Source organism: uncultured Oceanisphaera sp. (assembly GCF_947495715.1).
In the GTDB taxonomy this organism is placed as follows: Bacteria; Pseudomonadota; Gammaproteobacteria; order Enterobacterales; family Aeromonadaceae; genus Oceanimonas; species Oceanimonas sediminis.
The window spans coordinates 18,640-44,802 of record NZ_CANLZU010000025.1; the positions used below are offsets into that span (position 1 = coordinate 18,640).

Annotated in this window: 24 protein-coding genes; 11 read left to right on the forward strand and 13 right to left on the reverse strand. The window is 55.1% G+C overall.

Annotated elements, in window-relative coordinates; translation table 11 throughout:
• Positions 1-11: 11 nt before the first annotated feature.
• The 4 genes from fadD to Q0753_RS14765 all read right to left on the reverse strand — a co-directional run bounded on the left by fadD (position 12) and on the right by Q0753_RS14765 (position 5,897).
• A complete protein-coding gene (gene fadD / locus Q0753_RS14750) occupies positions 12-1,721 on the reverse strand; it encodes a long-chain-fatty-acid--CoA ligase FadD (protein ID WP_298722745.1) in 1,710 nt (569 codons plus the stop codon).
• 298 nt (positions 1,722-2,019) lie between these two features.
• Positions 2,020-2,706 (reverse strand): tRNA (adenosine(37)-N6)-threonylcarbamoyltransferase complex dimerization subunit type 1 TsaB, encoded by a 687-nt coding sequence (gene tsaB / locus Q0753_RS14755; RefSeq protein WP_298722748.1) that lies wholly within the window; start codon positions 2,704-2,706, stop codon positions 2,020-2,022.
• A 7-nt stretch (positions 2,707-2,713) separates the two neighbouring features.
• A complete protein-coding gene (locus Q0753_RS14760) occupies positions 2,714-4,588 on the reverse strand; it encodes an ATP-dependent DNA helicase (RefSeq protein WP_298722806.1) in 1,875 nt (624 codons plus the stop codon).
• A gap of 586 nt (positions 4,589-5,174) precedes the next feature.
• Positions 5,175-5,897, reverse strand: coding sequence for a divalent cation transporter (locus Q0753_RS14765; protein ID WP_298722751.1), 723 nt, complete (start codon positions 5,895-5,897; stop codon positions 5,175-5,177).
• 119 nt (positions 5,898-6,016) lie between these two features.
• Between Q0753_RS14765 and Q0753_RS14770 the strand changes: the two genes are divergently transcribed.
• Entirely contained in the window at positions 6,017-6,766 is a 750-nt protein-coding gene (locus Q0753_RS14770) for a tRNA (adenine(22)-N(1))-methyltransferase TrmK (RefSeq protein WP_298722753.1), read from the forward strand.
• A gap of 127 nt (positions 6,767-6,893) precedes the next feature.
• Entirely contained in the window at positions 6,894-8,264 is a 1,371-nt protein-coding gene (locus Q0753_RS14775) for a VOC family protein (protein WP_298722755.1), read from the forward strand.
• A 408-nt stretch (positions 8,265-8,672) separates the two neighbouring features.
• Here the strand turns inward: Q0753_RS14775 and Q0753_RS14780 are convergent, their stop codons facing one another.
• Positions 8,673-8,816: a hypothetical protein gene (locus Q0753_RS14780; RefSeq protein WP_298722758.1), complete on the reverse strand. Its 144-nt coding sequence runs from the start codon at positions 8,814-8,816 to the stop codon at positions 8,673-8,675.
• A gap of 8 nt (positions 8,817-8,824) precedes the next feature.
• Positions 8,825-10,057 (reverse strand): hypothetical protein, encoded by a 1,233-nt coding sequence (locus Q0753_RS14785; protein ID WP_298722761.1) that lies wholly within the window; start codon positions 10,055-10,057, stop codon positions 8,825-8,827.
• A 325-nt stretch (positions 10,058-10,382) separates the two neighbouring features.
• Here Q0753_RS14785 and Q0753_RS14790 point away from each other — a divergent pair, with 325 nt between their 5' ends.
• The 9 genes from Q0753_RS14790 (at position 10,383) to hisIE (ending at position 18,720) form a co-directional block, all read left to right on the forward strand.
• Positions 10,383-11,294, forward strand: coding sequence for a LysR substrate-binding domain-containing protein (locus tag Q0753_RS14790; protein WP_298722764.1), 912 nt, complete (start codon positions 10,383-10,385; stop codon positions 11,292-11,294).
• Between the two features lie 384 nt (positions 11,295-11,678).
• A complete protein-coding gene (gene hisG / locus Q0753_RS14795) occupies positions 11,679-12,575 on the forward strand; it encodes an ATP phosphoribosyltransferase (protein WP_298722809.1) in 897 nt (298 codons plus the stop codon).
• A 3-nt stretch (positions 12,576-12,578) separates the two neighbouring features.
• Positions 12,579-13,871, forward strand: coding sequence for a histidinol dehydrogenase (gene hisD, locus Q0753_RS14800; RefSeq protein ID WP_298722767.1), 1,293 nt, complete (start codon positions 12,579-12,581; stop codon positions 13,869-13,871).
• Entirely contained in the window at positions 13,868-14,926 is a 1,059-nt protein-coding gene (hisC, locus tag Q0753_RS14805) for a histidinol-phosphate transaminase (RefSeq protein WP_298722770.1), read from the forward strand. The genes hisD and hisC overlap by 4 nt, the downstream gene beginning before the upstream one ends.
• Positions 14,927-16,012: a bifunctional histidinol-phosphatase/imidazoleglycerol-phosphate dehydratase HisB gene (hisB, locus tag Q0753_RS14810; protein ID WP_298722773.1), complete on the forward strand. Its 1,086-nt coding sequence runs from the start codon at positions 14,927-14,929 to the stop codon at positions 16,010-16,012.
• Between the two features lie 8 nt (positions 16,013-16,020).
• Positions 16,021-16,611 (forward strand): imidazole glycerol phosphate synthase subunit HisH, encoded by a 591-nt coding sequence (gene hisH / locus Q0753_RS14815; RefSeq protein ID WP_298722812.1) that lies wholly within the window; start codon positions 16,021-16,023, stop codon positions 16,609-16,611.
• Entirely contained in the window at positions 16,612-17,349 is a 738-nt protein-coding gene (hisA, locus tag Q0753_RS14820; RefSeq protein ID WP_298722775.1) for a 1-(5-phosphoribosyl)-5-[(5-phosphoribosylamino)methylideneamino]imidazole-4-carboxamide isomerase, read from the forward strand.
• Complete coding sequence (gene hisF / locus Q0753_RS14825) at positions 17,331-18,104, forward strand: imidazole glycerol phosphate synthase subunit HisF (protein ID WP_298722778.1); 774 nt, start codon at positions 17,331-17,333, stop codon at positions 18,102-18,104. Before hisA ends, hisF begins: the two co-directional genes overlap by 19 nt.
• Entirely contained in the window at positions 18,097-18,720 is a 624-nt protein-coding gene (gene hisIE, locus Q0753_RS14830; RefSeq protein ID WP_298722780.1) for a bifunctional phosphoribosyl-AMP cyclohydrolase/phosphoribosyl-ATP diphosphatase HisIE, read from the forward strand. The genes hisF and hisIE overlap by 8 nt, the downstream gene beginning before the upstream one ends.
• 409 nt (positions 18,721-19,129) lie before the next feature.
• On the opposite strand, the gene Q0753_RS14835 is transcribed toward hisIE, so the two are convergent.
• The 7 genes from Q0753_RS14835 to Q0753_RS14865 form a co-directional block, all read right to left on the reverse strand.
• Entirely contained in the window at positions 19,130-20,053 is a 924-nt protein-coding gene (locus Q0753_RS14835) for a M14 family metallocarboxypeptidase (RefSeq protein WP_298722783.1), read from the reverse strand.
• A 188-nt stretch (positions 20,054-20,241) separates the two neighbouring features.
• On the reverse strand, positions 20,242-20,640 hold the full coding sequence (locus tag Q0753_RS14840) for a VOC family protein (RefSeq protein ID WP_298722786.1): 399 nt from the start codon (positions 20,638-20,640) through the stop codon (positions 20,242-20,244).
• 141 nt (positions 20,641-20,781) lie between these two features.
• On the reverse strand, positions 20,782-20,985 hold the full coding sequence (locus Q0753_RS14845) for a hypothetical protein (RefSeq protein ID WP_298722789.1): 204 nt from the start codon (positions 20,983-20,985) through the stop codon (positions 20,782-20,784).
• Between the two features lie 191 nt (positions 20,986-21,176).
• Positions 21,177-21,818 (reverse strand): hypothetical protein, encoded by a 642-nt coding sequence (locus Q0753_RS14850; protein WP_298722791.1) that lies wholly within the window; start codon positions 21,816-21,818, stop codon positions 21,177-21,179.
• A 29-nt stretch (positions 21,819-21,847) separates the two neighbouring features.
• Entirely contained in the window at positions 21,848-22,888 is a 1,041-nt protein-coding gene (locus tag Q0753_RS14855) for a putative phage abortive infection protein (RefSeq protein ID WP_298722794.1), read from the reverse strand.
• A gap of 83 nt (positions 22,889-22,971) precedes the next feature.
• Positions 22,972-24,066, reverse strand: a complete 1,095-nt coding sequence (locus Q0753_RS14860; RefSeq protein WP_298722797.1) for a hypothetical protein — start codon at positions 24,064-24,066, stop codon at positions 22,972-22,974.
• 577 nt (positions 24,067-24,643) lie between these two features.
• The gene (locus Q0753_RS14865) at positions 24,644-25,417 is read right to left on the reverse strand and encodes a hypothetical protein (RefSeq protein ID WP_298722800.1); all 774 of its coding nucleotides are present in this window, start codon (positions 25,415-25,417) and stop codon (positions 24,644-24,646) included.
• Between the last annotated feature and the right edge of the window lie 746 nt (positions 25,418-26,163).

Sequence of the window (26,163 nt, forward strand, 5' to 3'; positions counted from 1 at the left end):
GGGGTCTCGGCTCAGGAAGCCTCTTCTCTCAGCTCCCGGCGCAGTATTTTACCGACATTGGTTTTGGGCAATTCGTCGCGAAATTCTATCACCTTAGGCACCTTATAGGCAGTCAGATATTGGCGACAATGGCTGATCAGCGTTTTTTCATCCAGACTGGCGCCCGGCTTTTTCACCACCACCAGTTTGACCACTTCGCCGCTGTCCTGATGAGATATCCCCACCGCCGCCGCCTCCAGTACCCCTGCATGCTGCATGACTACTTCTTCAATTTCATTGGGAAACACATTGAAGCCGGACACCAGTATCATGTCTTTCTTGCGATCCACTATGTTCAGAAAGCCCTGCTCGTCGATGGTGGCAATATCGCCGGTACGTAACCAGCCGTCATGAAAGGTGTTGTCATCTTCGTCACGCGGCCCCCAGTAACCGCTCATCACCTGAGGGCCCTTCACTTCCATCTCGCCCGGTGTGTGGGTCAGGTGAATTTCTTCGTCGTTATCGTCGACCAGTCGCACCTCGGTGGAGCACACCGGCAAGCCGATGGATCCGTTATACCCGTCCATGTCATAGGGGCAAACGGTCACCAGCGGTGAGCATTCGGTCAGGCCATACCCCTCGAGCAAACGACTGCCGGTAATGGCCTGCCACTGCTCGGCCACCGCACGCTGTACTGCCATGCCACCGCCGATGGTCAGCTTCAGACTCCTGAAATCATGCGCCTGAAAATCCGCATTGTTCACCAGCGCATTGAACAGGGTGTTTACTCCGGTGATGCAGGTGAAGTCAACCCCCTTGAGCTCCCGTACGAAGCCCGGAATATCACGCGGGTTGGTGATCAGCAGATTGTGGGCGCCGATGCGAAAAAACAGCAAGCCGTTTACCGTCAGTGCAAACACATGATAGAGCGGCAGCGCGGTCACCACCTTTTCCTGTCCCTTGTTCAATACCGGGCCATACACACCCAGGCACTGCTCTACGTTGGCCAGCATGTTGCGGTGGCTGAGCATGGCGCCCTTGGAACGACCTGTGGTACCGCCGGTATATTGCAAAAAGGCCAGGGTGTCGCCATCGAGCTCGGGCCGGATATAAGGCAGGTCTTTGCCCTGATTCAGCGCCGTCTGATAAGGAATGGCATTCGGTAATGTAAAATCGGGCACCAGCTTCTTGATGTGCCTGACCACCAGATTGACCAGAGTCCCCTTCACCCGCCCCAGATGATCGCCCATCCGGGTCAGGATCACCTGTTTCACCCGTGTATCTTCAAGCACCTCGCTCAGGGTATGAGCAAAGTTTTCCACAATCACTATGGTGCTGGCCCCGGCATCATTGAGCTGATGCTTCAGCTCGCGGGCGGTATAAAGCGGATTGACGTTCACCACCACCAGGCCGGCACGCAGCGCACCAAACAGACAGACCGGATACTGCAACAGATTGGGCATCATCAGCGCGATGCGCTCACCCGGCGCCAGTTTGAGCCTTTGTTGCAGATAGGCGGCAAAATCCCGGGACTGGCTATCCAGATCTCGATAAGTGAGGGTCTTGCCAAAGTTACTGTAGGCCGGCAAGTCGGCAAACTCGCTCACCCCCTGTTCAAACATCTCCAGCAGCGAGCCGAATTTATCGGCGTCAATTTCGGCGGGTACGTCCACCGGATAACGATCCAGCCAGGGCTTGCCGGAAAAAGGCGTCGGCTGGCGGTCAGACAGAGTATGTTCCATGTCAGTCTCCTGGACAGAGCGGGAAAGCCGGGTACCCGTTACATGAGTGCGCGCAACTTAAAGTGTTTGCTCTAAAAAATTATCCGCAGCGACTGACCAATGCAACATAAAAGTAACCACTTTGTGATGAGCTATCGTTACCGCCGCCGATAATGCCACAGCCGCAAACAACGGCGATTATTGCGCCGGCGCCGTTTGCGATACTGAAAACTACGGTGGTAGGGCCGCTGAGGATAGAACAGAGGAGGATCCGAGTCCTCCCGTTGTCTGATTGAGAAAATATTCACTGCAGCTCCCGTCAGCGGCCCGGCAGTTTTTGCCAGGTCACCTTGTCGCGCAGATAGACGGGACGCGCATCGGCCGCATCAACGCCCAAGCCGCCCCGCCATAGCTCCAGCGCCTGGGGCAGCAGATCCCGCGCCTCGGGAAAGGGTACCGCCTCGCATCGTCCTGCTACCCGACTCATCAGTTCAGCATAGGTGACAAAGGCCGAGCCCACACCCAGCGGCCAGCGGGCGGTGTCCGCGCACGTATCCAGAAATTGCGCCGGCGCCAGCACCTGTTCATCAATGGTGCCGACCATGAGTCCCTGCTCCAGCCGATAAGCCCCCACATAGATCTCGCCCATGCGCGCATCGATGGCCGCCAGCACTTGCTCGCCCCCACAGGCACGATAGGCGCCCTGGGCCAGCGCCTGCAGATTGGACACCCCCAGCAGTGGCAGGTCGGCGCCATAGGCCAGCCCCTGTGCGACTCCCAGGGTGATGCGCACGCCGGTGAAGGAGCCTGGACCCCGACCGAAGGCCAGGCCATCGAGCTGATTCAGCGACAGCTCGCCTTCGGCCAGCAGCTCGGCGACCATCGGCAATATCAAATCCGTATGGCCACGAGGGGCCACCTGATAACGGCTCAACAACTCGCCGTTTTGCCACAGGGCGGCAGAGCAGGCCTCGGTGGCGGTGTCGATGGCCAGTATTCGGGTCATGTGTTCATTACTCCAGGGTTGATAAAAATTCGGCCAACTGCTGCAGACTGCGGGTACGAGGCATGGCCGGCAGGCTATTAATAAAGTCGGCACCATAGGCCCGGTTGACCAGGCGACCGTCGGTGATCACCAGCACGCCCTTGTCCTGTACATCCCGGATCAAGCGCCCTACCCCCTGCTTGAGGGTAATAATGGCCTTGGGCAACTGCACGCGGGCAAAGCCGTCTTCGCCCCGCCGGCGACAATCTTCGAGCCGGGCGCTGAGCAAGGGATCATCCGGGGCGCTGAACGGCAGCTTGTCGATCACCACACACTGCAGGGCGTTACCCCGCACATCGATGCCTTCCCAGAAACTGCTGGTCGCCACCAGCACCGCGCGGCCGTCCTGACCGAAACGCTCCAGCAGCCGCACCTTGTTGTCTTCACCCTGTACCAGCACGGTGCGATTCAGACGAATGCGCAATACCTCGGCCACCTCGTTCATGACCTTGTAGCTGGTACAGAGAAAAAAGCTGCCGCCGGGCACCGCATCCAGGGTGTCGGCCAGGCTTTCGGCCAGCCAGCGGCCACGGCCGGCGGCGTTGGTTTCCGGTAAATAGCGGGGCACGCACAAACGGGACTGGCGAGAGTAATCAAAAGGACTGTCCAATTGCAAGGTACGACACTTTGACAGCCCGAGATCGGCGCAAAAGTGCGCGAAACTGTCCCCTACCGCCAGGGTGGCGGAGGTAAAGACCCAGCTCACCTCGTCTTTGGCCAGCTCCACCGAGAAGCGTTCGGCCACCGACAGCGGGGTTTTATGAAAGCTGACATGCAGCCGGGTGCAATCGAACCAGTAGGAATAGCCGTCTTCTTCTACCCGGGTAACCGAGTCCAGCTGGGTACGCAGCCCCACCAGACGCTCGAAGCAGTGATCGAGCTGCTCGCCGCGCCCCAGCGCCAGCTTGAGCACCTCGTAAGTGAAGGCCAGGCTTTCGTTCAACCGAACCATGGCCTGCGCCACTTCGGCTCGGGCCAGCATGGGGCGCAACTGTCCCCGGCTGCTGTCATGACCAAAGGTCAACCGCAGGTCCTGAGCATGACGCTCCAGCTGATCCGCCGCCTTGCCCAGCTGGGCCATGTCTTTGGCTTCCACCTTTTGCGCCAGCCGCAGATCCCGCGCCAGCTCAAGCACTTGCTTGCTCGACTGACTCTGACCGAAATACTGGCCGGCAATCTCCGGCAACTGATGGGCCTCATCCAGAATATAAGCGTCGGCGTCGGGAATCAGCTGGCCAAAGCCGGTGTCACGTACCGCCATGTCGGCGAAGAACAGGTGGTGATTTACCACCACTACCTGTGCCTCCATCGCCTTGTTGCGGGCCTTGACCAAGTAACAGTCCTGGTAATGACCACAGTCGCGGCCCAGACAATTATCGTTGGTGCTGGTCACCAGCGGCAGCACCTCGCTGCGTTCGGCCAGACCCGGAATATCGCCGATGTCACCGCTGTGGGTCATGGGCACGAAGCGCCGCACCCGCTGCAAATCGGCCAGCCCCTCTGCCGACAGCATGGGTACGCTGTCGTTCAGCAGACCCAGCCGTTCCAGACAGAGGTAGTTGGATCGCCCCTTGAGCAACGCCACCGGATGGTGATAGTTCATCGCCTTGACCAGGGTGGGCAAGTCGCGATGAAACAACTGTTCCTGCAGGTTGCGCGAGCCGGTACTGAGCACCACCTTCTTGCCCGCGGCCAGCACCGGCGCCAGATAGGCGTAGGTTTTGCCGGTACCGGTGCCCGCCTCGACCACCAGCGGGACCTTGTCGTCCAGCGCCTGACCGACCGCCGTCGCCATCTCTACCTGAGCTGCGCGGGGTTTAAAGCCGTCTATGGCCCGGGCCAGCGGCCCTTGTTCTGTGAAAAGCTCGGTAAAGAGTTCGGTAGAAAGCGTGCTGCTGTCGTCGTGATCCAAGGCAGGCAAATCCCGTCGGTGAAAAGGGCATGATAACAAAAGCGGCCGGTACACGGCAGCCGCCTGTTCCGTTTTAACATTCCGTTTTTAACATTCCGCCCCTTCTCACCTCACACCTCACACCCTGTATCTTAGTCACAAGTTTTTGTTGAACTTAATGAGGCCATCAGGCAAAGCGCACTGCTCAGCCGACACGCCGTAAACCCCTCCCTAGGGGCTCAAACCGCGCCATCCCTGGCGCGGATGGTCGGTTGAGCAGACACCCTTTGCCCTCCCGTCGGCAGCGGAGTGGTCTGTCAGCGGTGCTCACCGGCGACTTCGAGCCCGAAAAGAGGCGGCTGGGATAGCCTCAGCCGACCATCACATGACAGGACGTCATGTGCTGAGCGTCGCAGGGATGCGGTTTAGCGGGTCGGAAGAGGCTACCCAGTTGTCTCTGAGCATATCTTATGGACTGACAGACTTGTGACCAAGAGACAGCCTCACACCTCACACCTCACACCTCACATTATTGAACTCACGCATGGGTTGTCAGCATGTGCCCGAGAATACCCAGCACGAAGCCCAGTACCGCGCCCATCGGCGGGGCCCAGTGTTTTTCCAGCACCGCCTGCGGGGCTATGTCCTGAAACACCGAATAGAGAATACCGCCGCCGGCAAACAACATGATACCGGCCACCAGCGTCGGCGAGTCCGCCAGCCAGACATAGCCGGACAGTCCGGCTACCGGACCCAGCAAGGCCATCAGCGCAAACATGGTAATAATCCTGCTACTCGTGTAGCGAGAAGTTGCGCCCAGCTCCCGGTAGGCATTAAACCCCTCGGGCATGTTCTGCAACACCATCAGGGCGGCCAGCAACAGGGCGCTGCCCGTCCCTCCCAGCGCCAGCGCCGCCCCCAGCGCCAGCGATTCCGGAATAAAGTCCGACAGCATGGCCGCCAGCTGACTGGCCGGGGTATTGAGTTTATAGAGCAACACATCCAGCGCCATGAACGTCAAACCACCACCACAAAAGCAGAGGGCAACCGTCGTCATATCGAGATAAGAGGATCCCTCCGGCACCAGCACCAGCGCCACCGCCGACAACAGGGCACCGCCGCCGAAGGCCACCACCGAATGGCGAAATTCGTTTTCCAGCCAGTCCGGATGAATGTGCTCCTTGCACCCAATCAGTGCCCCAAGCGGCATGGCCATGCCGGCCATCAGGGTCAGTGCCAGTATGATCATCACTTCAAACATCAATACACCCTCATATGAATCTTTTTTTATGACGTCTTGTTATCACACCGGCGCCGGAATAGCCATGGAAGCACCGCCAATACGCAAGGCGGACCGACGCTGATATACTGCGCGGTTTGATGTCACAGACCCTTATCATGAAAATCGGCAAACGACTCCAGCACATCGACGCCATGGTCGCCACCGGCTATACCCATATCTGGGATTGCTGCTGTGATCACGGTTTATTGGGCGCCTCTTTATTGTCCCGGCAGGCGGCACCATTTATTCACTTCGTCGATATCGTGCCCGAGCTGATGGGCGAGCTTGAAACCAGGCTACGACGCTTTTATCCGGCCATGGCGCCCCACCCATCGCCCTCACCGGCCCGGTCTTTATGGCAGGTGCACTGTATTGACGTGGCCAGCCTTCCCCTGTCCCGGCACGAGGGCAGGCAGCTGGTGATCATCGCCGGTGTCGGTGGCGATTTAATGGTGCAACTGGTGCGCGCCATTCATGAGGCCAATCCGAATGCCGACATCGACTTTCTGTTGTGTCCGGTTCATCATCAGTTTGCCTTGCGCCGGCAACTGATTAAGCTGGATTTTCAGCTACTTGAAGAACGGCTGGTGGAAGAAAACCGACGATGTTACGAACTGCTGCTGGTGTCGAGCAAAGCCCGTGACATGCCGTCTCGGTGCAGAGTCCCGTGCAGAGTCAGTACCGTCGGCGAGCAGATCTGGCAGGCACACAGCCCCGAGCAGGCCGATATTGCCTCGCGTTATCTGAGCAAGACACTCGCGCATTATCAACGCATGCAGCGTGGCCTAGATGATGTGACTCCCATCATCGAGGCCTATCAGGCGGTCATCATTCAAGCGCATCGCTGACCGGGCTCGCCTTGCTATCCATTCCAATATGGAATGGATTTGCGAGCAGTCGCCGTTTGTCATTTATCATGCGCCGGTATTAAAGTTGATGGCATCATCACCTCATCGGTAAAGGGACTTCAGCATCATGGCGCACGACTCTTTTTTGCCTGCGGACGATATCCGCACTTTGTTTTCCGAATCCATGTCTCGTATGTATCAGCAGGAAGTGCCTCAGTACGGCACCCTGATGCAGCTGGTGGCCCAGATCAACGAGCGGGTACTGGCCGCCGAGCCGGCACTGCAACACCAATTGCGCGAGACTGGCGAGCTGGACCGACTGAGTCTGGAACGCCATGGCGCCATTCGGGTAGGTCGTGCCGCCGAGCTCAACATGCTGCGCCGCATCTTCGCCATCATGGGCATGCATCCGGTCAGCTATTACGACTTGTCCGAAGCCGGCGTGCCGGTGCATTCCACCGCCTTTCGCCCCACCGACGACGCCTCGCTGCGGCGCAATCCATTCCGTATTTTCACCTCGCTGCTGCGCCTGGAGCTGATTGAAGATGATGCCCTGCGGGCTCGCGCGGCCGAGATCCTGGACGGGCGCGATATCTTTACCGCCAAGGCCCGGGTGCTGGTCGCCCAGGCCGAAGCGCAGGGTGGCCTGACCGAAGAGCAGGCACGGCACTTCGTGGCCGAAGTGCTGGAAACCTTTCGCTGGCACCAGCATGCCACCGTCGATCTGGCCAGCTATCAGGCCCTGCAGGATGCCCACCGGCTGATCGCCGATGTGGTCTGCTTTCGCGGCCCCCATATCAATCATCTGACCCCGAGAACCCTGGACATAGACACGGTGCAGCAACAGATGCCTGCCGTGGGCATCAACCCCAAGGCGGTGATTGAAGGGCCGCCCCGCCGTCGCTGTCCGATATTGCTGCGCCAGACCAGCTTTACCGCGCTGGAAGAGCCAGTTCGCTTTGCCGGCGAGCAGGCCGGTACCCATACCGCTCGTTTCGGTGAAATCGAACAGCGCGGCATGGCGCTCACCCCCAAGGGCCGCGCCCTCTACGACGAGTTGCTCAACCGCTCGCGTCAGACGCCGGCCGAGGCCGACAACGAGGCCCACCAGCGCCAGCTGGCCGAGGTGTTCGCCGATTTTCCGGACGATGAAGACAGCCTGCGCACACTGAAGCTGGGCTATTTTCGCTATGGACTGACCGAGGCCGGGCGCCGGCAGGCAGAGCGGGGAGAAAGCGCCAGTGGTGATATTGATACACTGATCGAGGCCGGTCTGATCAAGGCCACCCCCATCATCTATGAAGACTTTCTGCCGGTCAGCGCCGCCGGCATCTTCCAGTCCAACCTGGGCGGTGTGCAGCATCAGGCCTATGTTCAGAATGCCAACCAGGCCGCCTTCGAACAGGCCCTGGGTTGCCCGGTGCAGGACGAATTCGCCCTCTACGCCAGACTGCAGGACGACTCCATCCGGCAGGTACGTCAGGCGCTAGGCGCCTGATTCTAATGCCATTTATACCAACTTGGAAAACTAACTGTCACAGTAAAAGTCGAACGAAGGGTTCACTCCCTCGACACGCTGAACCGCATCCCTGCGACGCTCAGCACATGACGTCCTGTCATGTGATGGTCGCTGGAGATGAACCCTTCATCCGCCTCTATGCTACAGAGTCACCTGTGGGACAATCTGCAGACAACTCGGTGTTTAAGGAGAGGCAACAGAGATCGGCTCCCACGACCGTGAAATGCCATGGACGGCATTTCCGAGCCCCCATGGATGGGTTTATGGCGTGTCGTGGGAGCTGACTCTGTTTCCTCGAGTACCCTGTTTAAGAAACAGCGAATGTCATCCCCTAACGGCGTGTCGGAGAAGTGGGCCCTTTGGCCGATACGCCAAAGAACCCAACCTTTACCTTTGGTACAGATAAGCCCCGTCGGCACCACTCAGCAGACCCGGCCCTGCGGGTATTTCCCGTTCGCTGTGGTACTGCACCGGGGTTCCGCTACAGCCACCGAGTAACAGCAGTATCACCAGCATGATGCTTATTTTCATCACGACTCCTAAAACTTGATTCGGGCACCGGCAATAACCGCATCCACCTCATCGAGGTTTTCTCCCGCCCGTTCCAGATCATAGTTGCGATAACCCACATAGAGTTCGGTCGCCCAGTTATCGACATTCTGTACCATCTGCACCCCGACCGACTTGGCCTTGTCGCTTCTCTCCTGGGCATGGTTGGCCACATGGTAGTCGGCAGAAAATGCGGTTTTACCGGCGTCAAACCACCGGTTTTGATACCCCAGTTTACCGTATACAAAGTTGGGATCGAGTGACTCGCTGTCCCGCTCCCCCGCCGCCAGGGTGACACTCACCCCGCTGTTATGCAGGAAGGACGCCGAGCCGTTCACCTGACCGTCGTTGCTTTCCTGATCCGAATAGGCCACTGCCGCCGCCACAGTCCCCTGACTATACTCGGCGGCATAGGTCAGCGCCGTATCCCAGGCACTGTCTTCCACCGCACTGGCCGCCAGTTTCACCCCGGCCATACTCGGGGTATCGTAGCGCAGACGGTTTTTCCGGCCCAGACCGTCCAGGTTGAGAAAGACGTCACCCACCCGGGTTGTGCTCAGGTTACCGGCGCCATTGCGGAATTTGATGCCGCCGGCAATATCGGCAGTAGAGGAATAACCCACCAAAGCGGTGCCGGACAAGTCCATTTCGGAGCTGTCTTCACTGGCGGTCCAGCCTTTACCCATCCACACCTTACCGAGCCGGTCGTGATCGAAATACACCTCCAGCCGGCGATCGGAAACACTGTCGCCACTGACCGCTTCGTTATCCTGGCTGACGCTGGCGGTTGAATTGGACTCCAATTGCACCTCGATGGCGGTCCCTACTGTCAGCTCGGGGCTGACATCCCCTTCCCCGATCACCCTTAAGCGAGTGGAGGAGCTGTCGTTATCAACATGGTAGAGCTCGCTTTCTTCACCGTCATCCACCACCAGCAGGGCCCTATTCACATGCCCGGACACAGACACTCGTATCTTGTCATTCCCCGAACTGACCACGGCCGGTGCCCTGGCCGAACTCATGGTCTCGGCTTTTGTTTCCGCCGCCCGGGCTCGCGCCTCGGCATTCTGTGTTTTGGTTTCAAGCTGATCGACCCGCTCAAGCAGGGTGCCAAGCTGGCGCTTGAGCTGCTCCAGTTCCTGTGCATCGGTCAGGGCTAATGCGGGCCCGCTGGCCATGGCGCAGACGATGGCCGTCGCCAATAGCGTTTTTTGATGGCTCATGATGCTTCTCCTCTCGCTTCACTGCATTCCTGGATACAGACACCGTCACCCGATGGATAAGGCATCGTGTTATGAAGGTGTTGAACGAGGCAGTAGATAGCAGAGTGATTCATCCTTTATAAACGATATCCCTCCCTGGAGTTGGTCACTTTTTGAACAACACCTTGTCGTTAACTTTAGTCAAGTTCAGCTTGAAGCACCATGCGGCACCGCGAAGGAAAGGCTCGCCGTCGCCCCTGGCTGTTGACGGTCGGCTTCCCACCGATACTCAAGCGATCATGACAGGAGTATACTGGCGACCTGTTTTCTATCGATGAACGGATTCATGCGCTATCTACCTTCCATCGCGGCCATGCAGTGCTTTGAAGCTGCCGCCAGACACCTTAGCTTTACCCGGGCGGCCGACGAGCTCAGCCTGACCCAGAGTGCGGTCAGCAAACAGGTGGCTCAACTGGAATCGTTCCTTAGTCGCAAGCTGTTTCGGCGGGTGCGGCGTTCCCTGTGTCTGACCCCCGAAGGCGCCATCTACATCGGTGAAGTGCGCAAAATCCTGGCCCAGCTGGAAATGTCGTCCCAGTACGTCATGTCCTACAACAATCACCTCGATGTGCTCAAGATAGCGACGTTGCCCACCTTCGGCAGCCGCTGGCTGGCGCCGCAGCTGAGCGCCTTTCTCGACGCTCATCCCCATATCAGCCTGGACTGCTGTGAACAGGTGGAGCCTTTCGATCTCGACAAGGAAGGCATCGACATCGCCTTTTTCTACGGCCACGGCAGCTGGCCCGGCCTGGAATGTCACCGCCTGTTTGACGAAGAAGTGGTGCCCGTTTGCGCGCCATCGTTGCTCGACGGCCAGGCACCGGACTCGCCACTGGATCTGACCCGGTATCGGTTGCTGCACCTGTCGACCCGGCCGCAGGCCTGGCACGACTGGTTTGCCTCCCAGAGCCTGACCACCGAGCACAGCTATCAGGGTAATCGCTTCGAAACCTTTCATATGTTGATCCGCGCCACCATGGCCGGTACCGGCATCGCCCTGCTGCCGCGATTTTTGATTGAAGACGAGTTGTCGCGTGGCGAGCTGCTCATGCCCTGGCCCCATACCCTGCTCAGCGCCAACGGCTATTATCTGGCTTATCCCGAGCGACTCGGCGAGGTAGAAAAAGTCCGGCTCTTTGCCGACCACTTGCTGCACAGTGTCGGCGAGCGGCAGATTCCACCAATAAGACATGAATAATTATTTATATTTTCTGCAATAAACAAAATTCCCCCTATAGTCCACCAGCGTTCCACCTGAGTCAGACAGCCGACTCGGTGCCGGTCATCATAGAGCTCCAAAGTTTCTTGCAAACCGGGGTTGGCAAAACCGGTTCGGCTTGCTAAGGTGGCCGCAGACCTCAAGAGATATACGGGCCAACCCTTATTATGAACTTCCTGCACAACGCCAAGCACCATCATCATCCCGACTAGGCTTTCAGAATTTTATTCTGGAAGGCCTATCCCTTGGCGGCTTCCAGCAGGACAGAACTCCTAAACCCTCGGAAGCAACTGCTCCGAGGGTTTTTTCGTTTTACGTGATTTACAGACTTTATTTACTGACAGGGAATACAACATCATGACACTGGATCAAAATCGTCTTCGCATCGCCATTCAAAAATCCGGCCGCCTCAGCACCGAGTGCCAGAAGCTGCTCAAGGGCTGTGGCGTCAAACTCAACCTGCGTGAACAGCGTCTGATTGCCCACGCCGAAAACATGCCCATCGATCTGCTGCTGGTGCGCGATGACGACATTCCCGGTCTGGTGATGGACGGCGTGGTCGACCTGGGTGTGGTCGGTGAAAACGTGCTGGAAGAAACCCTGATGGAGCGCCAGGCCCAGGGCGAAAGCGCGGAATACAGCGAACTCAAGCGGCTCGACTTCGGCGGCTGCCGACTGTCGCTGGCGGTGGCTCAGGAGTTTGATTACCAGGGCCCGCAAAGCCTGGAAGGCAAGCGCATCGCCACTTCCTACCCCTGGTTACTCAAGCGCTACATGGACAGTCAGGGCGTAAAATTCAAGAGCGTGATGCTGAACGGCTCGGTCGAAGTGGCGCCCCGCGCCGGTGTGGCCGACGCCATCTGCGATCTGGTGTCTACCGGTGCGACGCTGGAGGCCAATGGCCTGGTCGAAACCGATGTCATCTTCCGCTCCAAGGCGGTGTTGATTCAAAGCGCCAACGTGCTGCCGACTGCCAAGCAACAGGTGATCGACAAGCTGCTGCCGCGTATTCAGGGTCTGCAACAGGCGCGCGAAAGCAAATACATCATGCTGCACGCCCCCAAGGATCGCCTGGAAGCGGTGATCGATCTGCTGCCCGGTGCCGAGCGCCCCACCATCATGCAACTGGCCGGCGAAAGCAACCAGGTGGCCATTCACATGGTCAGCAGCGAAGACATGTTCTGGGAAACCATGGAAGGTCTCAAGGCACTGGGTGCCTCTTCCATTCTGGTGCTGCCCATCGAGAAGATGATGGAGTAAGGCATGAATATTCTCGACTGGAATACACTGAGCACCACCGAGCAGACCGAGATGTTACGTCGCCCCGCCCTGGCGCAGGGCGGGCGCGAAGCCCAGGTGGCCGACATTATTGCAAAAGTACGCCAGGGCGGTGACGCCGCCCTGATGGAGCTGACCCGCACCCTGGACCGCGCCGAACGCAGCACACTGCAGTTGTCGGAGCAGGAAATCGAGGCCGCCGCCGATCGCGTGAGTGACGAGCTGAAGGCCGCCATCGAGCTGGCCATCATCAACATCGAGACCTTTCACCGCGCCCAGCTACCGACGCCTATCGCGCTGGATACCAGCCCGGGCGTGCGCTGCGAGCTGCACTTTCAACCGATAGAAAAGGTCGGCCTCTATGTGCCCGGCGGCAGTGCGCCCCTGGTGTCGACCGTGATGATGCTGGCCATTCCGGCCCGTCTGGCCGGCTGCGAGCGGGTGGTGCTGTGCTCGCCGCCCCCGATCAACGACGCCATCGTCTATACCGCCCGCCGCTGTGGCGTGGACGCCATCTATACCCTGGGCGGTGCCCAGGCGGTGGCGGCCATGGCCTACGGCAGCGAGAGCGTCACCAAGGTCGACAAGATTTTCGGCCCCGGCAATGCCTGGGTAACCGAAGCCAAACAGCAGGTGTCGTCGGACGTGGACGGTGCCGCCATCGACATGCCCGCCGGCCCTTCCGAAGTGCTGGTAATCGCCGACGACACCGCAAATGCCGACTTTATCGCCTCGGATCTGCTGTCTCAGGCCGAGCACGGCCCCGACTCTCAGGTGATACTGGTGACGCCGAGCAAGGCGCTGGCCGACGCGGTCAACGCCGCGCTGGAGCAACAGCTGGCACAACTGTCTCGTGCCGATATCGCCCGGCAGGCATTGAGCGAGAGCCGTACCTTTATCTGTGACGATCTGGCGCAGGCCGTGGCAATTTCCAACGCCTATGCCCCCGAACACCTGATAGTGCAAACCGCCGAGCCTCGCGCCCTGCTGCCGGACCTGAAGAATGCCGGATCGATTTTCCTCGGTGCCTGGACGCCGGAGTCGGTCGGTGATTACGCCAGCGGCACCAATCACACCCTGCCGACCTATGGCTATTCGCGCACCTATTCCAGCCTGGGGCTGGCCGATTACCAGCGCCGCTTCACGGTACAGGAACTGACCCCGGCCGGGCTGCGTGCCATCGGCCCGGCGGTCGAGTTGCTGGCGGCGACCGAAACCCTGGATGCCCACAAGAATGCGGTGAGCCTGCGGCTTGCCAAACTGGAGAAGCAAGCATGAGCATCACCCAACTGGCCCGCACCCAGGTGCAGGCCCTGACGCCTTACCAGTCGGCCCGGCGCATCGGCGGCCAGGGCCACATCTGGCTCAACGCCAACGAAGCGGCCGACAGCGGTGAATACCGCCTCGATTGTTCGCGGCTGAACCGCTACCCCGAGTGCCAGCCACCGCAGGTCGTCAATGCCTATGCGGCCTACGCCGGAGTTGAACCCGAGCAACTGCTGGTGACCCGCGGCGGTGACGAAGGCATAGAGCTGCTGATCCGTACTTTCTGCGAGCCGGGCCAGGACAATATCCTGATCTGCACGCCCACCTACGGCATGTACGCCATCAGCGCCGAAACCAACGGCGTGGGCATCATAGAGGTGCCGCTGAACAGCGACCGCCAGCCCGACTTTGACGGCATCATCAAACAGCTGGACCAGGTCAAACTGGTGTTTCTGTGCTCGCCCAACAACCCCACCGGCGATCTGGTGAACAGCGCCGGACTGTTGCGCCTGCTCGACGCCGCCAAAGACCGCGCCCTGGTGGTGGTGGACGAGGCCTATATCGAGTTCTGCCCCGAGTTCACTCAAGCCGGACTGCTGGCCGATTATCCGCAGCTGGTGCTGATCCGCACCCTGTCCAAGGCCTTTGGTCTGGCCGGCATTCGCTGTGGTTTCACCCTGGCCAACCCCGAGGTCATCGGTCTGCTATTGAAGGTCATCGCCCCCTACCCCATTCCCGAGCCGGTGGCCCAGATTGCCGCCCAGGCGCTAAGCGAGCCGGGTCTGGCCACCATGCGTGGGCGAGTAGCCGACATCAACGCGCTCAAGGCAACCCTCGCCGAACAGTTACGTCAGAACGCCCAGGTAAAAGAGGTGTTCGCCGCCAACGGCAACTATGTGCTGGTGCGTTTCACGCCCGGCACCCAGCTCTTTGCCCGCATGAGCAAGGCCGGTATTATATTGCGCGACTTTGCCAGCAAGCCGGGGCTTTCCGACTGCATTCGAATCACCATCGGCAACCAGGCCGAAATGGACGCGGTACTTCAGGTACTGCAACAGGAGCAATAAGTGACTAAGGAACGTATCTTATTTATCGACCGCGACGGCACCATGGTAGAAGAGCCGGCGGTAGACAAGCAGCTGGACCGGCTGGACAAGCTGGCCTTTTTGCCCGGCGTGATCCCGGCCCTGCTAAAGTTGCAGGACGCCGGCTACAAGCTGGTGATGGTGACCAACCAGGACGGCCTGGGTACCGACAGCTTTCCGCAAGCCGACTTTGACGCACCACACAACCTGATGATGCAGATCCTGGAATCTCAGGGCGTGAACTTTCAGGACGTGCTGATCTGCCCCCACTTTCAGCACGACGACTGCGCCTGCCGCAAGCCGCGTCTGGGCCTGGTAAAAGACTATCTGCAGGCCGGCCGCATCGACTTTACCGACTCCTGGGTGATCGGCGATCGCCAGACCGACATGCAACTGGCCGAAAACATGGGCCTGCCGGGTCTGCATTACGGTCACGGTGACGTAGCTCATGAGAAGCTGGGCTGGTCCGAGATAGTGGCGCGCCTGCTGAGCCGCGGCCGTACCGCCGAGGTGACCCGCACCACCAGGGAAACCGACATTCGCATCGCACTGGATCTGGACACCCAGGGCGGCAACCGGATTAACACCGGGCTGCACTTCTTTGACCACATGCTGGATCAGATTGCCACCCACGGTGGTTTTCAGCTGACTGTGGCGGTGGATGGCGATCTGCATATCGACGATCACCACACGGTGGAAGACACCGCCCTGGCACTGGGCGAAGCGCTGCGCAAGGCGCTGGGCAACAAGCGCGGCATCGGCCGGTTCGGCTTTGTGCTGCCGATGGACGAATGCGAAGCCGCCGTCACCCTGGACCTGTCCGGTCGCCCTTACATGAAGTTTGAAGGCGACTTCCGGCAAGACAAGGCCGGCGATCTGTCGGTGGAAATGGTGCCGCACTTCTTCCGCAGCCTGAGCGACAGCCTGGCCGCCAATATTCACCTCAAGGTCACCGGCCACAACACCCACCACATGGTGGAAAGCGTGTTCAAGGGCTTCGGCCGCGCCCTGCGCCAGGCCATCAAGGTGGAAGGCAATGAACTGCCCTCCAGCAAGGGGGTCCTGTGAGTTCTTCTATCAACGTCGTCATTATCGATACCGGCTGCGCCAATCTGTCGTCGGTGCGCTATGCCATCGAACGACTGGGTTACGACGTCACCGTCAGCCGCGATCCGGCCGTGGTGCTGGCCGCCGACAAACTGCTGCTGCCCGGTGTGGGCACCGCCAAAGAGGCGATGAAAAACCTGCAGGAGCGCAACCTGATCGAGCTTATCAATCAGCTGCAGCAGCCGGTGCTGGGTATCTGCCTTGGCATGCAGATGCTGGTGAAGCATTCTGCAGAAGGGGACGTCGACTGCCTCGGCAAAATCGACGCCGACTGCGCCCACATGGAAAGCAGCGAGGGCATTCGCCTGCCGCACATGGGCTGGAACCAAATCACCCCCATGCCGGGACACCCCTTGTTCAAGGACATTCCCGAAGGCAGCTTCTTCTACTTCGTGCATTCCTATGCGGTACCGGCCGGCGAATACACCCTGGCATCGAGCCGGCATGGCCAGACCTTCAGCGCCGCCATCGGCCAGGCCAACTTCTTTGGTGTGCAATTCCACCCGGAGCGCTCCGGTGCCGCCGGTGCCCAACTGCTGAAAAACTTTCTGGAGCTGTAAATGATCATTCCCGCCATAGACCTTATCGGTGGAAAAGTGGTGCGCCTGTATCAGGGTGACTACCAGCAAAAAACCGAATACACCGCCTCCCCGCAAGCGCGGTTCGACCTCTATGTGGCCGAAGGCGCCACCCAGCTGCACCTGGTGGATCTGGACGGTGCCAAAGACAGCAGCCGGCGCCAGCTTGAAGTCATCAAACAGCTGATTGAAAACACCCCGGTGCCGGTGCAGATTGGCGGCGGCATCCGAACCGAGCAGGACGTGAAGGATCTGCTCGACATCGGTGCCCAGCGGGTGGTGATTGGCTCTACCGCGGTCAAGCAACCCGAGCTGGTCACCAGCTGGATCAAGCAGTATGGCCCCGACCGCATCGTGCTGGCGCTGGACATCAACATCACCCCCGAGGGCGAGAAAAAAATCGCCATCGCCGGCTGGCAGGAAGACAGCGGCATCACCATCGAGTCCCTGCTCGAACACTACCTGCCCGCCGGTCTGTGCCATGTGCTGTGCACCGATATCTCCAAGGACGGCACCCTCACCGGCTCCAACGTGGCGCTGTATCGCGAGCTGGCCGCCCGCTACCCCACCATTCTGTGGCAGGCGTCCGGCGGCATCGGCAACATCGATGATGTGGACGCGCTCAAAGGCACCGGCGTGGCCGGGGTGATCCTGGGTCGCTCCCTGCTAGAGGGTAAATTCACCGTGGCGGAGGCAATCGCATGCTGGCAAGACGCATAGTTCCCTGCCTGGACGTCAAGGACGGCCAGGTGGTCAAGGGCGTAAAATTCCGTAACCACGAGATCATCGGCGACATAGTTCCACTGGCCCAGCGTTATGCGGCCGAAGGCGCCGACGAGCTGGTGTTTTACGACATCACCGCCAGCAGTCAGGACCGGGTGGTCGACAAAAGCTGGGTCAGCCGGGTGGCGGAAGTAATCGATATTCCTTTCTGTGTGGCCGGCGGCATCAAATCGGTAGAAGACGCGGCGCGCATTCTGGAATTCGGCGCCGACAAGATTTCCATCAACTCTCCCGCCCTGAGCAACCCGGCGTTGATCACCGAACTGGCCGACACCTTCGGCGTGCAGTGCATAGTAGTAGGCATCGACTCCTACTTCGATGAAGCCACCGGGCTTTATCAGGTGCACCAGTTTACCGGTGACGAAAGCCGCACCCAGGTGACCCAGTGGAGCACCCTCGACTGGGTGCAGGAAGTGCAGCAGCGTGGCGCCGGCGAAATCGTGCTTAACGTGATGAACCAGGACGGCGTACGCCAGGGTTACGATCTTGAACAACTGCTCAAGGTACGCGCCATCTGTAACGTACCGCTGATCGCCTCCGGCGGTGCCGGTGAAATGGAACACTTCCGTGACGCCTTTCTGGAGGCCGATGTAGACGGCGCCCTGGCGGCCTCGGTCTTTCACAAGGGCATCATCAATATCGGTGAACTCAAGCAGTATCTGAAACAGCAAGGAGTGGTAATACGTGACTGATAATAAAGCATTTGATGCCGGCAAGCTGGACTGGGACAAGGTAGATGGCCTGATGCCCACCGTGGTGCAGGATTGCCACAGCGGCCGGGTACTGATGCTCGGCTACATGAACAAGGACGCCCTGGCCAAAACCCTGGAAACCCGCCAGGTCACCTTCTTCAGCCGCACCAAGAACCGGCTGTGGACCAAGGGCGAAAGCTCCGGCCATGTGCTGCAGCTCAAGGACATCAGCACCGACTGCGACAACGACACCCTGCTGGCGATAGTAGAGCCGGTCGGCCCCACCTGCCACCTGGGCAATGTGTCCTGCTTTAACGAGCAACAGGTGCCCGATCTGACCTTTATCGCCGAGCTTGAAGCTGTAATTGCCGGGCGCAAGGGCGCCGATCCCAAATCCAGCTACACCGCCAGTCTGTACGCCAGCGGCACCAAGCGCATCGCCCAGAAAGTGGGTGAAGAAGGGGTGGAAACCGCCCTCGCCGCCACCGTGCACGACCATGACGAGCTGGTGTGCGAGTCCGCCGACCTGCTCTATCACCTGACGGTGCTGCTGCAGCAGGAAGGCCTGCAACTGAGCGACGTGGTCGCCAAACTGCAGGAACGACACAGCAAATAAACGCAAAAGGCGGGCAAAAGCCCGCCTTTTCTTTATCATGCCGATTTACATTGCCGAACATGCATGCGCCCTCTGCAGGCCCCAATTTATTGGGGCAAATACGCTTACAGACAGAATACCCCTAGCTGCCGCTTTAGCTGGCAGGGCCTGCGCAGCAGGCCAACATGCCCCGCACGCCCAAACACCTCGGCTGCCCGGTCTCTCTTTGCCGTCATTCTCGCGACCCTTCCTTTGTCATTCTCGCGAAGGCGGGAATCCATTTGCGATCTATCACAAACAATACAAACCCGCAGATACCGCTCAACATCATCAGCCAACACCAAACAACGGAACGCAGCTCACGAACAGTTACAATCAACTTCGCGCAGCAAAACTTTATGTAAAATACAAGAGCCACACTTGCCCGGCCCTACCGGTGCGCCAGCGCGTAGTCTATCGCCGCACACACGGCGGCTACCTGCGCGGTATTGCACTGCTCGGGCGTGGCGCGGGCGCTGTCCGGGTACACTTCCGTGGTGGTCTTGTAACGGGCCTTGGTCATGCCGGCGCACAGACCCAGCTCAGTGAGTGGATACTGGATCACGCCTTTGGCCACCACCGGTGAACCGATGATCTCGCCGTTATCATCCGCCGGTGCGATATGAGTGATTTTCTCTACCGCCTCAATCACCGCCTGCTGAAACGCGGGCTGCGGGTGCTTGCTGTCATCCACCAGATAAAAGCCATCGGGAATACCGCAAGGCTCATAAGGTTTACCGTCCCGCGCCGCCAGCGCCGGGCGAAACTCGCTTTCGTCGGTATCCGTGGTCTCGTGCAGATCGATATGCAGCAATACTCGCTCACGCACCGGCGCCACCAGTTGCAACAGTGCCGCCGACTCTTCTGCCGGACTGTTTTCCAGGAATGAACGGTTTGGATCCACCGCATGCGCATTCCAGCGATGAATGCGCTCATAGGCCCAGGGGCTGATACAGGGGGCCACCAGCAAATTGACCCGGCCTGCATAATCCGCCGCATGCCGCTCCACGAACTGCAGCGCACCATGCACGCCACTGGTTTCATAACCGTGCACTCCCCCGGTGACCAGCACCACCGGCAGTTCATCCCGCCAGTCGCGGCTGCGTATCGCCATCAGTGGAAAACGTTTATCGCCATAATTCAACTGGCCATACTGCTGCACATCAAAACGCGGGCGCAGGCGCTCGATCACGTTCAATACTTCCGCTTCATAACTGCGCTGGCGGCGCTGCAACGTCCGCCACCGGGCCCGCTCCGCCTCGCCCCAGGGGGTGCCGGGCGTACCGATGGGATAAGGTGCAGGATCCATGTTCATATCGCTTTCTCCGGTAATGGCCAATGCCGGCGGGTATTTGGTAGTCGCGTACAGGGTTGCAATCAGGGCTGATATCTCTGCAGGTCGACTCCTTCGTAGCCGCAGGCCCTCTTCTACTGATTTTTTTCACCACCCCTTAACATAACGCCTAATTCAGGTGCGCCGTAGACGACACCTGGAATTTCTTGTTAGCTGCTGGCTGGTTTATGAAACTCGATAACATTGCCATCAGGATCTCTGATAAAGAAAAACTGAGCACCATTATATTCAACCTCACCAGTGATCGGAAAACCCAGTTTTTGAATATTACTTTTGGCTGAGCTGTAGTCTGTAATTTCAAGGGCTATGTGTGTATAGCCAGGATATTTCATATCTCCTTCCATCAGCACATTCTTCTTTGGAGCATCTTTTGATACATTCAGAATCAGATTGATATTTATTCCAGATGGATGCTCAACAATGGCAACAGGCTCTGGGCCAACTGGACCAGCAAGGAAAACAAAACCTAGTTTTCCATAGAATTCACGAGAGACTTCCAAGTCTCTAACTCTCAATCCTACATGATTAATTCTGGTGATTTCTTTCATCATATTCCTTTGATATTGAGTGTTGGGGAGCAGTTAACGCCCGCCGTCCCCGCCGATGGCAAAGCCGGAGCAAAGCGGAGGTTTTGCCATCCGGTGGATGGCTTGGTTAGCACTGCTAAACCGAGCACCGCTCGGTATAAGTCAAAACGGTATCCCGCCCTCATCTTCTGTTGTCTCTGAATCATTAGCTGGGCCAGGTATGAAAATAGAGTCTTCCACTGGCATCAGCTCCCATCGTTCATTTTGATGCAACCAGATTGGATCAGCATTTTCTTCGATGAACTGATCTACCGGCATGCCATTTACAGTAGGTGGTCGCTTAATCTTGACTTGCTTGCCACTCATAAAGGCTCACTGGTATTTCTTTTGACGCTCAGACTTTGCGGCCTTTTCGCACGTTTTTGAGCCGAAGTGAACATTTTATTAACCTTTGCCATATCTGAACTTTTTGGTGCTAACGCCGGCAACACCGGCCGGTTTAAAGTTTCTGTAGTGAAACGAAAGCGGCTTTAAACCGTTCCGCGTGATTGCCCTTGTTAGCGGCACTTTGCTGAATACGATTCTAACCACGAAACACAACTGCGATAGAACATATTGTATTTCTCAATCATCGAAACAAGTGACACATCATAAAATTCTTTGGTATAACTTTGTTTGTTATATGCCAAACCTAACGCATGTACGCGAGGTTCGTCAGCTCCCACAAGGGTATGATCAGAGTTTATGAATGAATGCTTAAATGCATTTGAAACGTCATTCAGCACACTCATTAGTTCAACATGGTCTGAAAATGCTGGGTGTCGATCATTCTCATTTTGGGCTACGACAGCCCCAATGCAGTCAGTTTTGATTTTTGTTGGATAGCTTCCATTTTTTTCATGGCTCGTAATACACCAAATCAATGACACCAACTCATCTGCGGCACGCCGAAGCATATAAACCAACTCTTCGTTTGCAAAGACATGCTGCTCTAATGCGCCAATAGGAAGCATTCCCCCAGTTTGGCAGGATTTCCATGTATTAAAGCTATCTTCTATCCGTCTATTTGCCTGATCTAAACGCTGAACAATTTTCATAAATTTTAGCTGAAAATTACCATATGTAGTTCTAGGTGGTAGCCAAAACCCTAGACCAGCATTGTAGGGCTCGTTCGGCTTCTTACCGTTATCTATAAGCAATCCGAATATCCTTATTTATCGCTAACGCCTCAATCAGCAGCCGATATTGCGGTCTGTTGTATTGATTTGTTATGCGTATATAAATGTGAACTTGCTACAGCATTGGAACCAAAGGCTGATCGTTTGACCGTGCCATCATCATTAAACTCTATATACTTCAACAGATCTTCTTTGACTGTATATATTACTTGACTAGACAGAGTAAAGCGCTTCCAGAAATCTTCTTTCCCAAGCTTTAAATGCTCCAGCATTTTGAATTCAATAAGTAAATTTCTAAATTGTCCCGAGTCAACACTGGTGCATATACAATTAAAGTACAACACTGCCAACTCATCTGTTGATAGTTGGGCTCTCAATATCCTTGAGTAGTTTTCCTTTGCATCTTTTGTTATGTCTGAATAATCTATAAATTTTAAGATTTGATAAAGACCACGAAAGTAGTGTCCTACAATATGGTTTTCAGTATCTTGAAAGGACTTATAGTTTTCGATAGACTTTTTCATATCATCTTCATCTGTACCCATCCAAGAGAGGATCGATGAAAATACTGCCCTACCAACCGTGTCTTCTGTATTTACATTTAATGCGCAACACAATAACTTATCGTTAAACTTTAATGACTCTAAAGTTTCACTGTGTATTTTAAGAAGATTAAAGAATGTAGTTTCAAACACTTGTTTTTTTGAAGACTGACTTTGCTCATGAAGCGAGCTTGCAGTTCGGCTAAACTCCTCTCTGGCTAATGCAAGTTCTGTTTTTTGAACAACTATGGTGATAATCAGGCCAATAAACATTAAAAAGGTAAGGATTGGATTTAAAATTCCGCCAAAAAAATCCCCAAACTCACCTAACTTCCAGTCACTTGAAGGAAGAAAACCTGCTCTTAGCAATAAATTCACTAAAAACACTATTAGCGAAGCAATCAGTGCAAATCTGAAAATCTTATATAGGTTCTTTGTTGTATCGTCATTCGACTTTCCAACCACAGATTCAAACTGTTCACAAACAGCTTCATCTAAACTGCGAATAAACTTCATTATCCACAAGTAAACGTTCTTAATATTAGCCATCAATGTTTGCCCTATATGCATAACGCCCGCGTAATAGGCGCGAGATTGCGAGCGTCCTAATTGACGCATTTGTTATGTGCATGTCAGGCAGGTACTGCATCAAATTTTCTGATCAGATCGCCCTCTACGTAAGATACAGCCTTATCTATTTTAGCCAGTAATTCATCAATATCTGCATAGCCAGCGTGATATCTATAGGTCAATATGTCTTTTGATGTTCTATCAACATTTCTCCAATACAAATTAGATTCGAGTTCCCTTTCACGCGTTATCGCCAACCTTTTCATGGTTGAATTGTCAAGGAATGTCGAATGTATATCTCGGCTTATTCTGTATAGCTTATGATCATTTGTACCAACCCAATTATCTAATTTCAGTCTAGTTCCGTTGATATCAATATCATGACCTAAATCCTCAGAAAGATTAGCACCACTAAGCCAATGGAGATCCATGGCTGAATCAAATGCAAATTCTCTGCACTTCGAAATATCACTTTTTACCTTGGCAAAATTTTCTCTAATATCTTTACGCCTTTGCTTTACACCTGGAACAAGCTGATTTATCTCTTTTTTATTCAGCTCCCAAAAAGCCCACTTAGCAATTTCAAGTTCAAACCCGCTTACTATGCCAAGTAACCCAATCATGCTATGAAGGTATATTTCGAATCTATTCTCTGGCGTGGTGTCAGGGTAGCTATGGTGAATATTCTGTATTTGCATAATAGAAACATATGCGCCCCCATAAACACACCGAGCCCCATCGCTCAGCTCATCAAACTTAACTTTTCGTTCCTTACACTCAGGGTTATATTCTCTATAGGTCGCATCCTTGTCATCTTTGTGTCCAGGCCAAAACTTTCTGCAAAACCTCTCGTACGCAGCATGGGCATTTTTCACTCTCCAATCGGGCATCTCGTTGACACCAATACAAGTAAGGCTAACCATTCCCTTTTGAAGAATTTCAAATAGGGGGAGTAAACCAACAGCTTCAACGTCTTCGATCGTGGATTCTTCCGTCAGATCCTCCATTCTCTGAATGGAACAATTGTCGAGGTTGATCTGAACTATTCTACCTCTAGCGATCGATTGCAGAGTATATTCGGGGGTTAACAAGCGATGCTCTTCCTCTGGAAATCTGCAAGGCTTGATAAATTGAATATTCCAATTTTCTTTACTCATACTCCATCCTGGTTAGAGTTTTAGATTGTTGGTACACGGGCACATAACGCCGGCCACAGCGGCTGGCAAAAGTGGCGCGTAATTGCGCCCGCAATTTAAGTGACACTTTTGACAGTCCGTTGCTGGCCCTTGTTAGGTTGCCGTAAATTTAATTGAACACACAACCAAATTTAAAAGAATACTATAACTTGGGAACGGTAGTTTGAAAATGCGCAATACATAACGAAGCTGGGAAAATTCACTTACTATGCGTAAATGCAAAACTTCTTAAGCCTGTAACTTGGGGCGACAAACTGAATAAATGTACAAACGATTTATATGTAATTATACAAGCCGAAATACGTGTAAATACGCGATAAAGCTTAGCCTTAAAACTGGGCCCGATGCTTTGAAAAGGCCTTAACTTGCCGATTTTACGATTGATGAAAAGTACTCAAATTCCAGCCAAAACTTGCTAGGAATTACGCACGATATCTAAAGCAACGAACGACAATTACAACCTAACGCCGCCAGCAGGGGCCGAAAAACCAGAGCGAAGCGGCGGTTTTTTGGTCCCTCTGGCTGGCCTTGTTCAATTTTATAGCTTGGAAACCCTTATTTCCGTCTTGTCGTATCCAAACTTTAACAAAGTGCTTTTAACTAAATCACTATACCAACTTGGGGCGAACGGAGAAATATGGACAACCTTAATAAGTTTTGACAGATCGACATCAATTTTTATTGCCTTAGTTTGATTGTAAAGAAGCCTGCTCGGAAGAGCTTTTTCCTCATGGGTTTTGTAGTTCAGTAACTGGTCTTCAATTTGTCGTGGATGAGATACTATTAACCTAAACTCACTTTCAGATTTATACTCAACTCTTTTAATTGTATAAACAGTTAGGCCATTTTGCTGCCAATCAATAATATCCTTCTCGAAATCAACATATCGTATTTGTGTCGGGTAGACGTCTTCGCTGTCAGTTATTGATAACTTCAGATCTTCATACGAGGTTTCAATGGCCACCCCACATTCCTTTGAGTATATTTTCCACATATGGATCATTTCGGTATCTTCCTGACACCAGCAGCTTAAAAATGCATGTGTTTTGTCTTGAGTTAAAACTTGCGACAAATTTCTATAACCCGGATTTAACTCACCACGCTCTATAAGACGATTAGCCTCTTCATCAAGTAATTGAGCATTTAGCTTTGGGAACGTACCTTCAAACTTATCTTCCATCAGATCAGCTCTAGAAAAGCAAAGTTTTGAGTCCACCAATAGTGAAAAGAAGGCTGGCAAATCCATGTAACGCCATAACTTTATATTTGACTCTGGTGCATTCATCACCGGATGAGACTCATTTATTGCCATTTAGATACTCCGACTTTTAGATTTGGTGCAATTGAACGCCCTGCAGCAGGGGCCGTAGTGGAGGCGGTTGTTTTTGTGTTAGCGTAGCGACCAACACAAAAACGAGCGCCGGAACGGAGGTCACCCTGGCTGAGTTTGTTAGCTTTTGGGGCGACGAACGTAACCATATATATGAAGTTCACAAATTACTAATATTGTTACAAGATAAACGAAGAATGTATTTCTCCCACCAACATCAAATACCACTCTCCGAGACCAAGTGCCAGGGACTCTCTCTCTATAATTGAACAAGTCTGCACCATAAACGATGGTTAAAACCACCAAGATAATACAAATTATTGCTACTGGATATACATGTAACTTCGGCCAAATTTCAGAAGCGTAAGAAACAATATTTAGCAGAAACCAGAGCAATATATAGAGTTCTGGATATGAACCTTTCGAGAAAACCGTTGAAAATACAAGCCCCAACCCCGAACAGAGAGTGACTGCAAACCTCAACTCTACAAATCTTGCATAGGCACTTCCAACTTCTGTTTCTTTATATCCGTATCTTTTCATATGAGGAAGCTAACGCCGCATTAAGGTGTGAGCAACGCTACCACGAAACTTAACCAGACCGCCGTAAACACGAAACCCAACGATAGAATGAGAAATGCCAAGCGTTGGGAATCACTCTTAAATGCTTTGTTGAACTAAGCCGCTTCGCGGCAGAAAAATGTCGCTCCTTATCATACTGATCTCAG

Excerpts from the sequence above, each read along its gene's own strand:
- fadD (WP_298722745.1), bottom strand. The coding sequence starts at position 1,721 with ATGGAACATACTCTGTCTGACCGCCAGCCGACGCCTTTTTCCGGCAAG.
- tsaB (WP_298722748.1), bottom strand. The coding sequence starts at position 2,706 with ATGACCCGAATACTGGCCATCGACACCGCCACCGAGGCCTGCTCTGCC.
- Q0753_RS14765 (WP_298722751.1), bottom strand. The coding sequence starts at position 5,897 with ATGTTTGAAGTGATGATCATACTGGCACTGACCCTGATGGCCGGCATG.
- Q0753_RS14770 (WP_298722753.1), top strand. The coding sequence starts at position 6,017 with ATGTCACAGACCCTTATCATGAAAATCGGCAAACGACTCCAGCACATC.
- Q0753_RS14775 (WP_298722755.1), top strand. The coding sequence starts at position 6,894 with ATGGCGCACGACTCTTTTTTGCCTGCGGACGATATCCGCACTTTGTTT.
- Q0753_RS14780 (WP_298722758.1), bottom strand. The coding sequence starts at position 8,816 with ATGAAAATAAGCATCATGCTGGTGATACTGCTGTTACTCGGTGGCTGT.
- Q0753_RS14785 (WP_298722761.1), bottom strand. The coding sequence starts at position 10,057 with ATGAGCCATCAAAAAACGCTATTGGCGACGGCCATCGTCTGCGCCATG.
- Q0753_RS14790 (WP_298722764.1), top strand. The coding sequence starts at position 10,383 with ATGCGCTATCTACCTTCCATCGCGGCCATGCAGTGCTTTGAAGCTGCC.
- hisD (WP_298722767.1), top strand. The coding sequence starts at position 12,579 with ATGAATATTCTCGACTGGAATACACTGAGCACCACCGAGCAGACCGAG.
- hisC (WP_298722770.1), top strand. The coding sequence starts at position 13,868 with ATGAGCATCACCCAACTGGCCCGCACCCAGGTGCAGGCCCTGACGCCT.
- hisA (WP_298722775.1), top strand. The coding sequence starts at position 16,612 with ATGATCATTCCCGCCATAGACCTTATCGGTGGAAAAGTGGTGCGCCTG.
- hisF (WP_298722778.1), top strand. The coding sequence starts at position 17,331 with ATGCTGGCAAGACGCATAGTTCCCTGCCTGGACGTCAAGGACGGCCAG.
- Q0753_RS14835 (WP_298722783.1), bottom strand. The coding sequence starts at position 20,053 with ATGAACATGGATCCTGCACCTTATCCCATCGGTACGCCCGGCACCCCC.
- Q0753_RS14840 (WP_298722786.1), bottom strand. The coding sequence starts at position 20,640 with ATGAAAGAAATCACCAGAATTAATCATGTAGGATTGAGAGTTAGAGAC.
- Q0753_RS14845 (WP_298722789.1), bottom strand. The coding sequence starts at position 20,985 with ATGAGTGGCAAGCAAGTCAAGATTAAGCGACCACCTACTGTAAATGGC.
- Q0753_RS14855 (WP_298722794.1), bottom strand. The coding sequence starts at position 22,888 with ATGGCTAATATTAAGAACGTTTACTTGTGGATAATGAAGTTTATTCGC.
- Q0753_RS14860 (WP_298722797.1), bottom strand. The coding sequence starts at position 24,066 with ATGAGTAAAGAAAATTGGAATATTCAATTTATCAAGCCTTGCAGATTT.
- Q0753_RS14865 (WP_298722800.1), bottom strand. The coding sequence starts at position 25,417 with ATGGCAATAAATGAGTCTCATCCGGTGATGAATGCACCAGAGTCAAAT.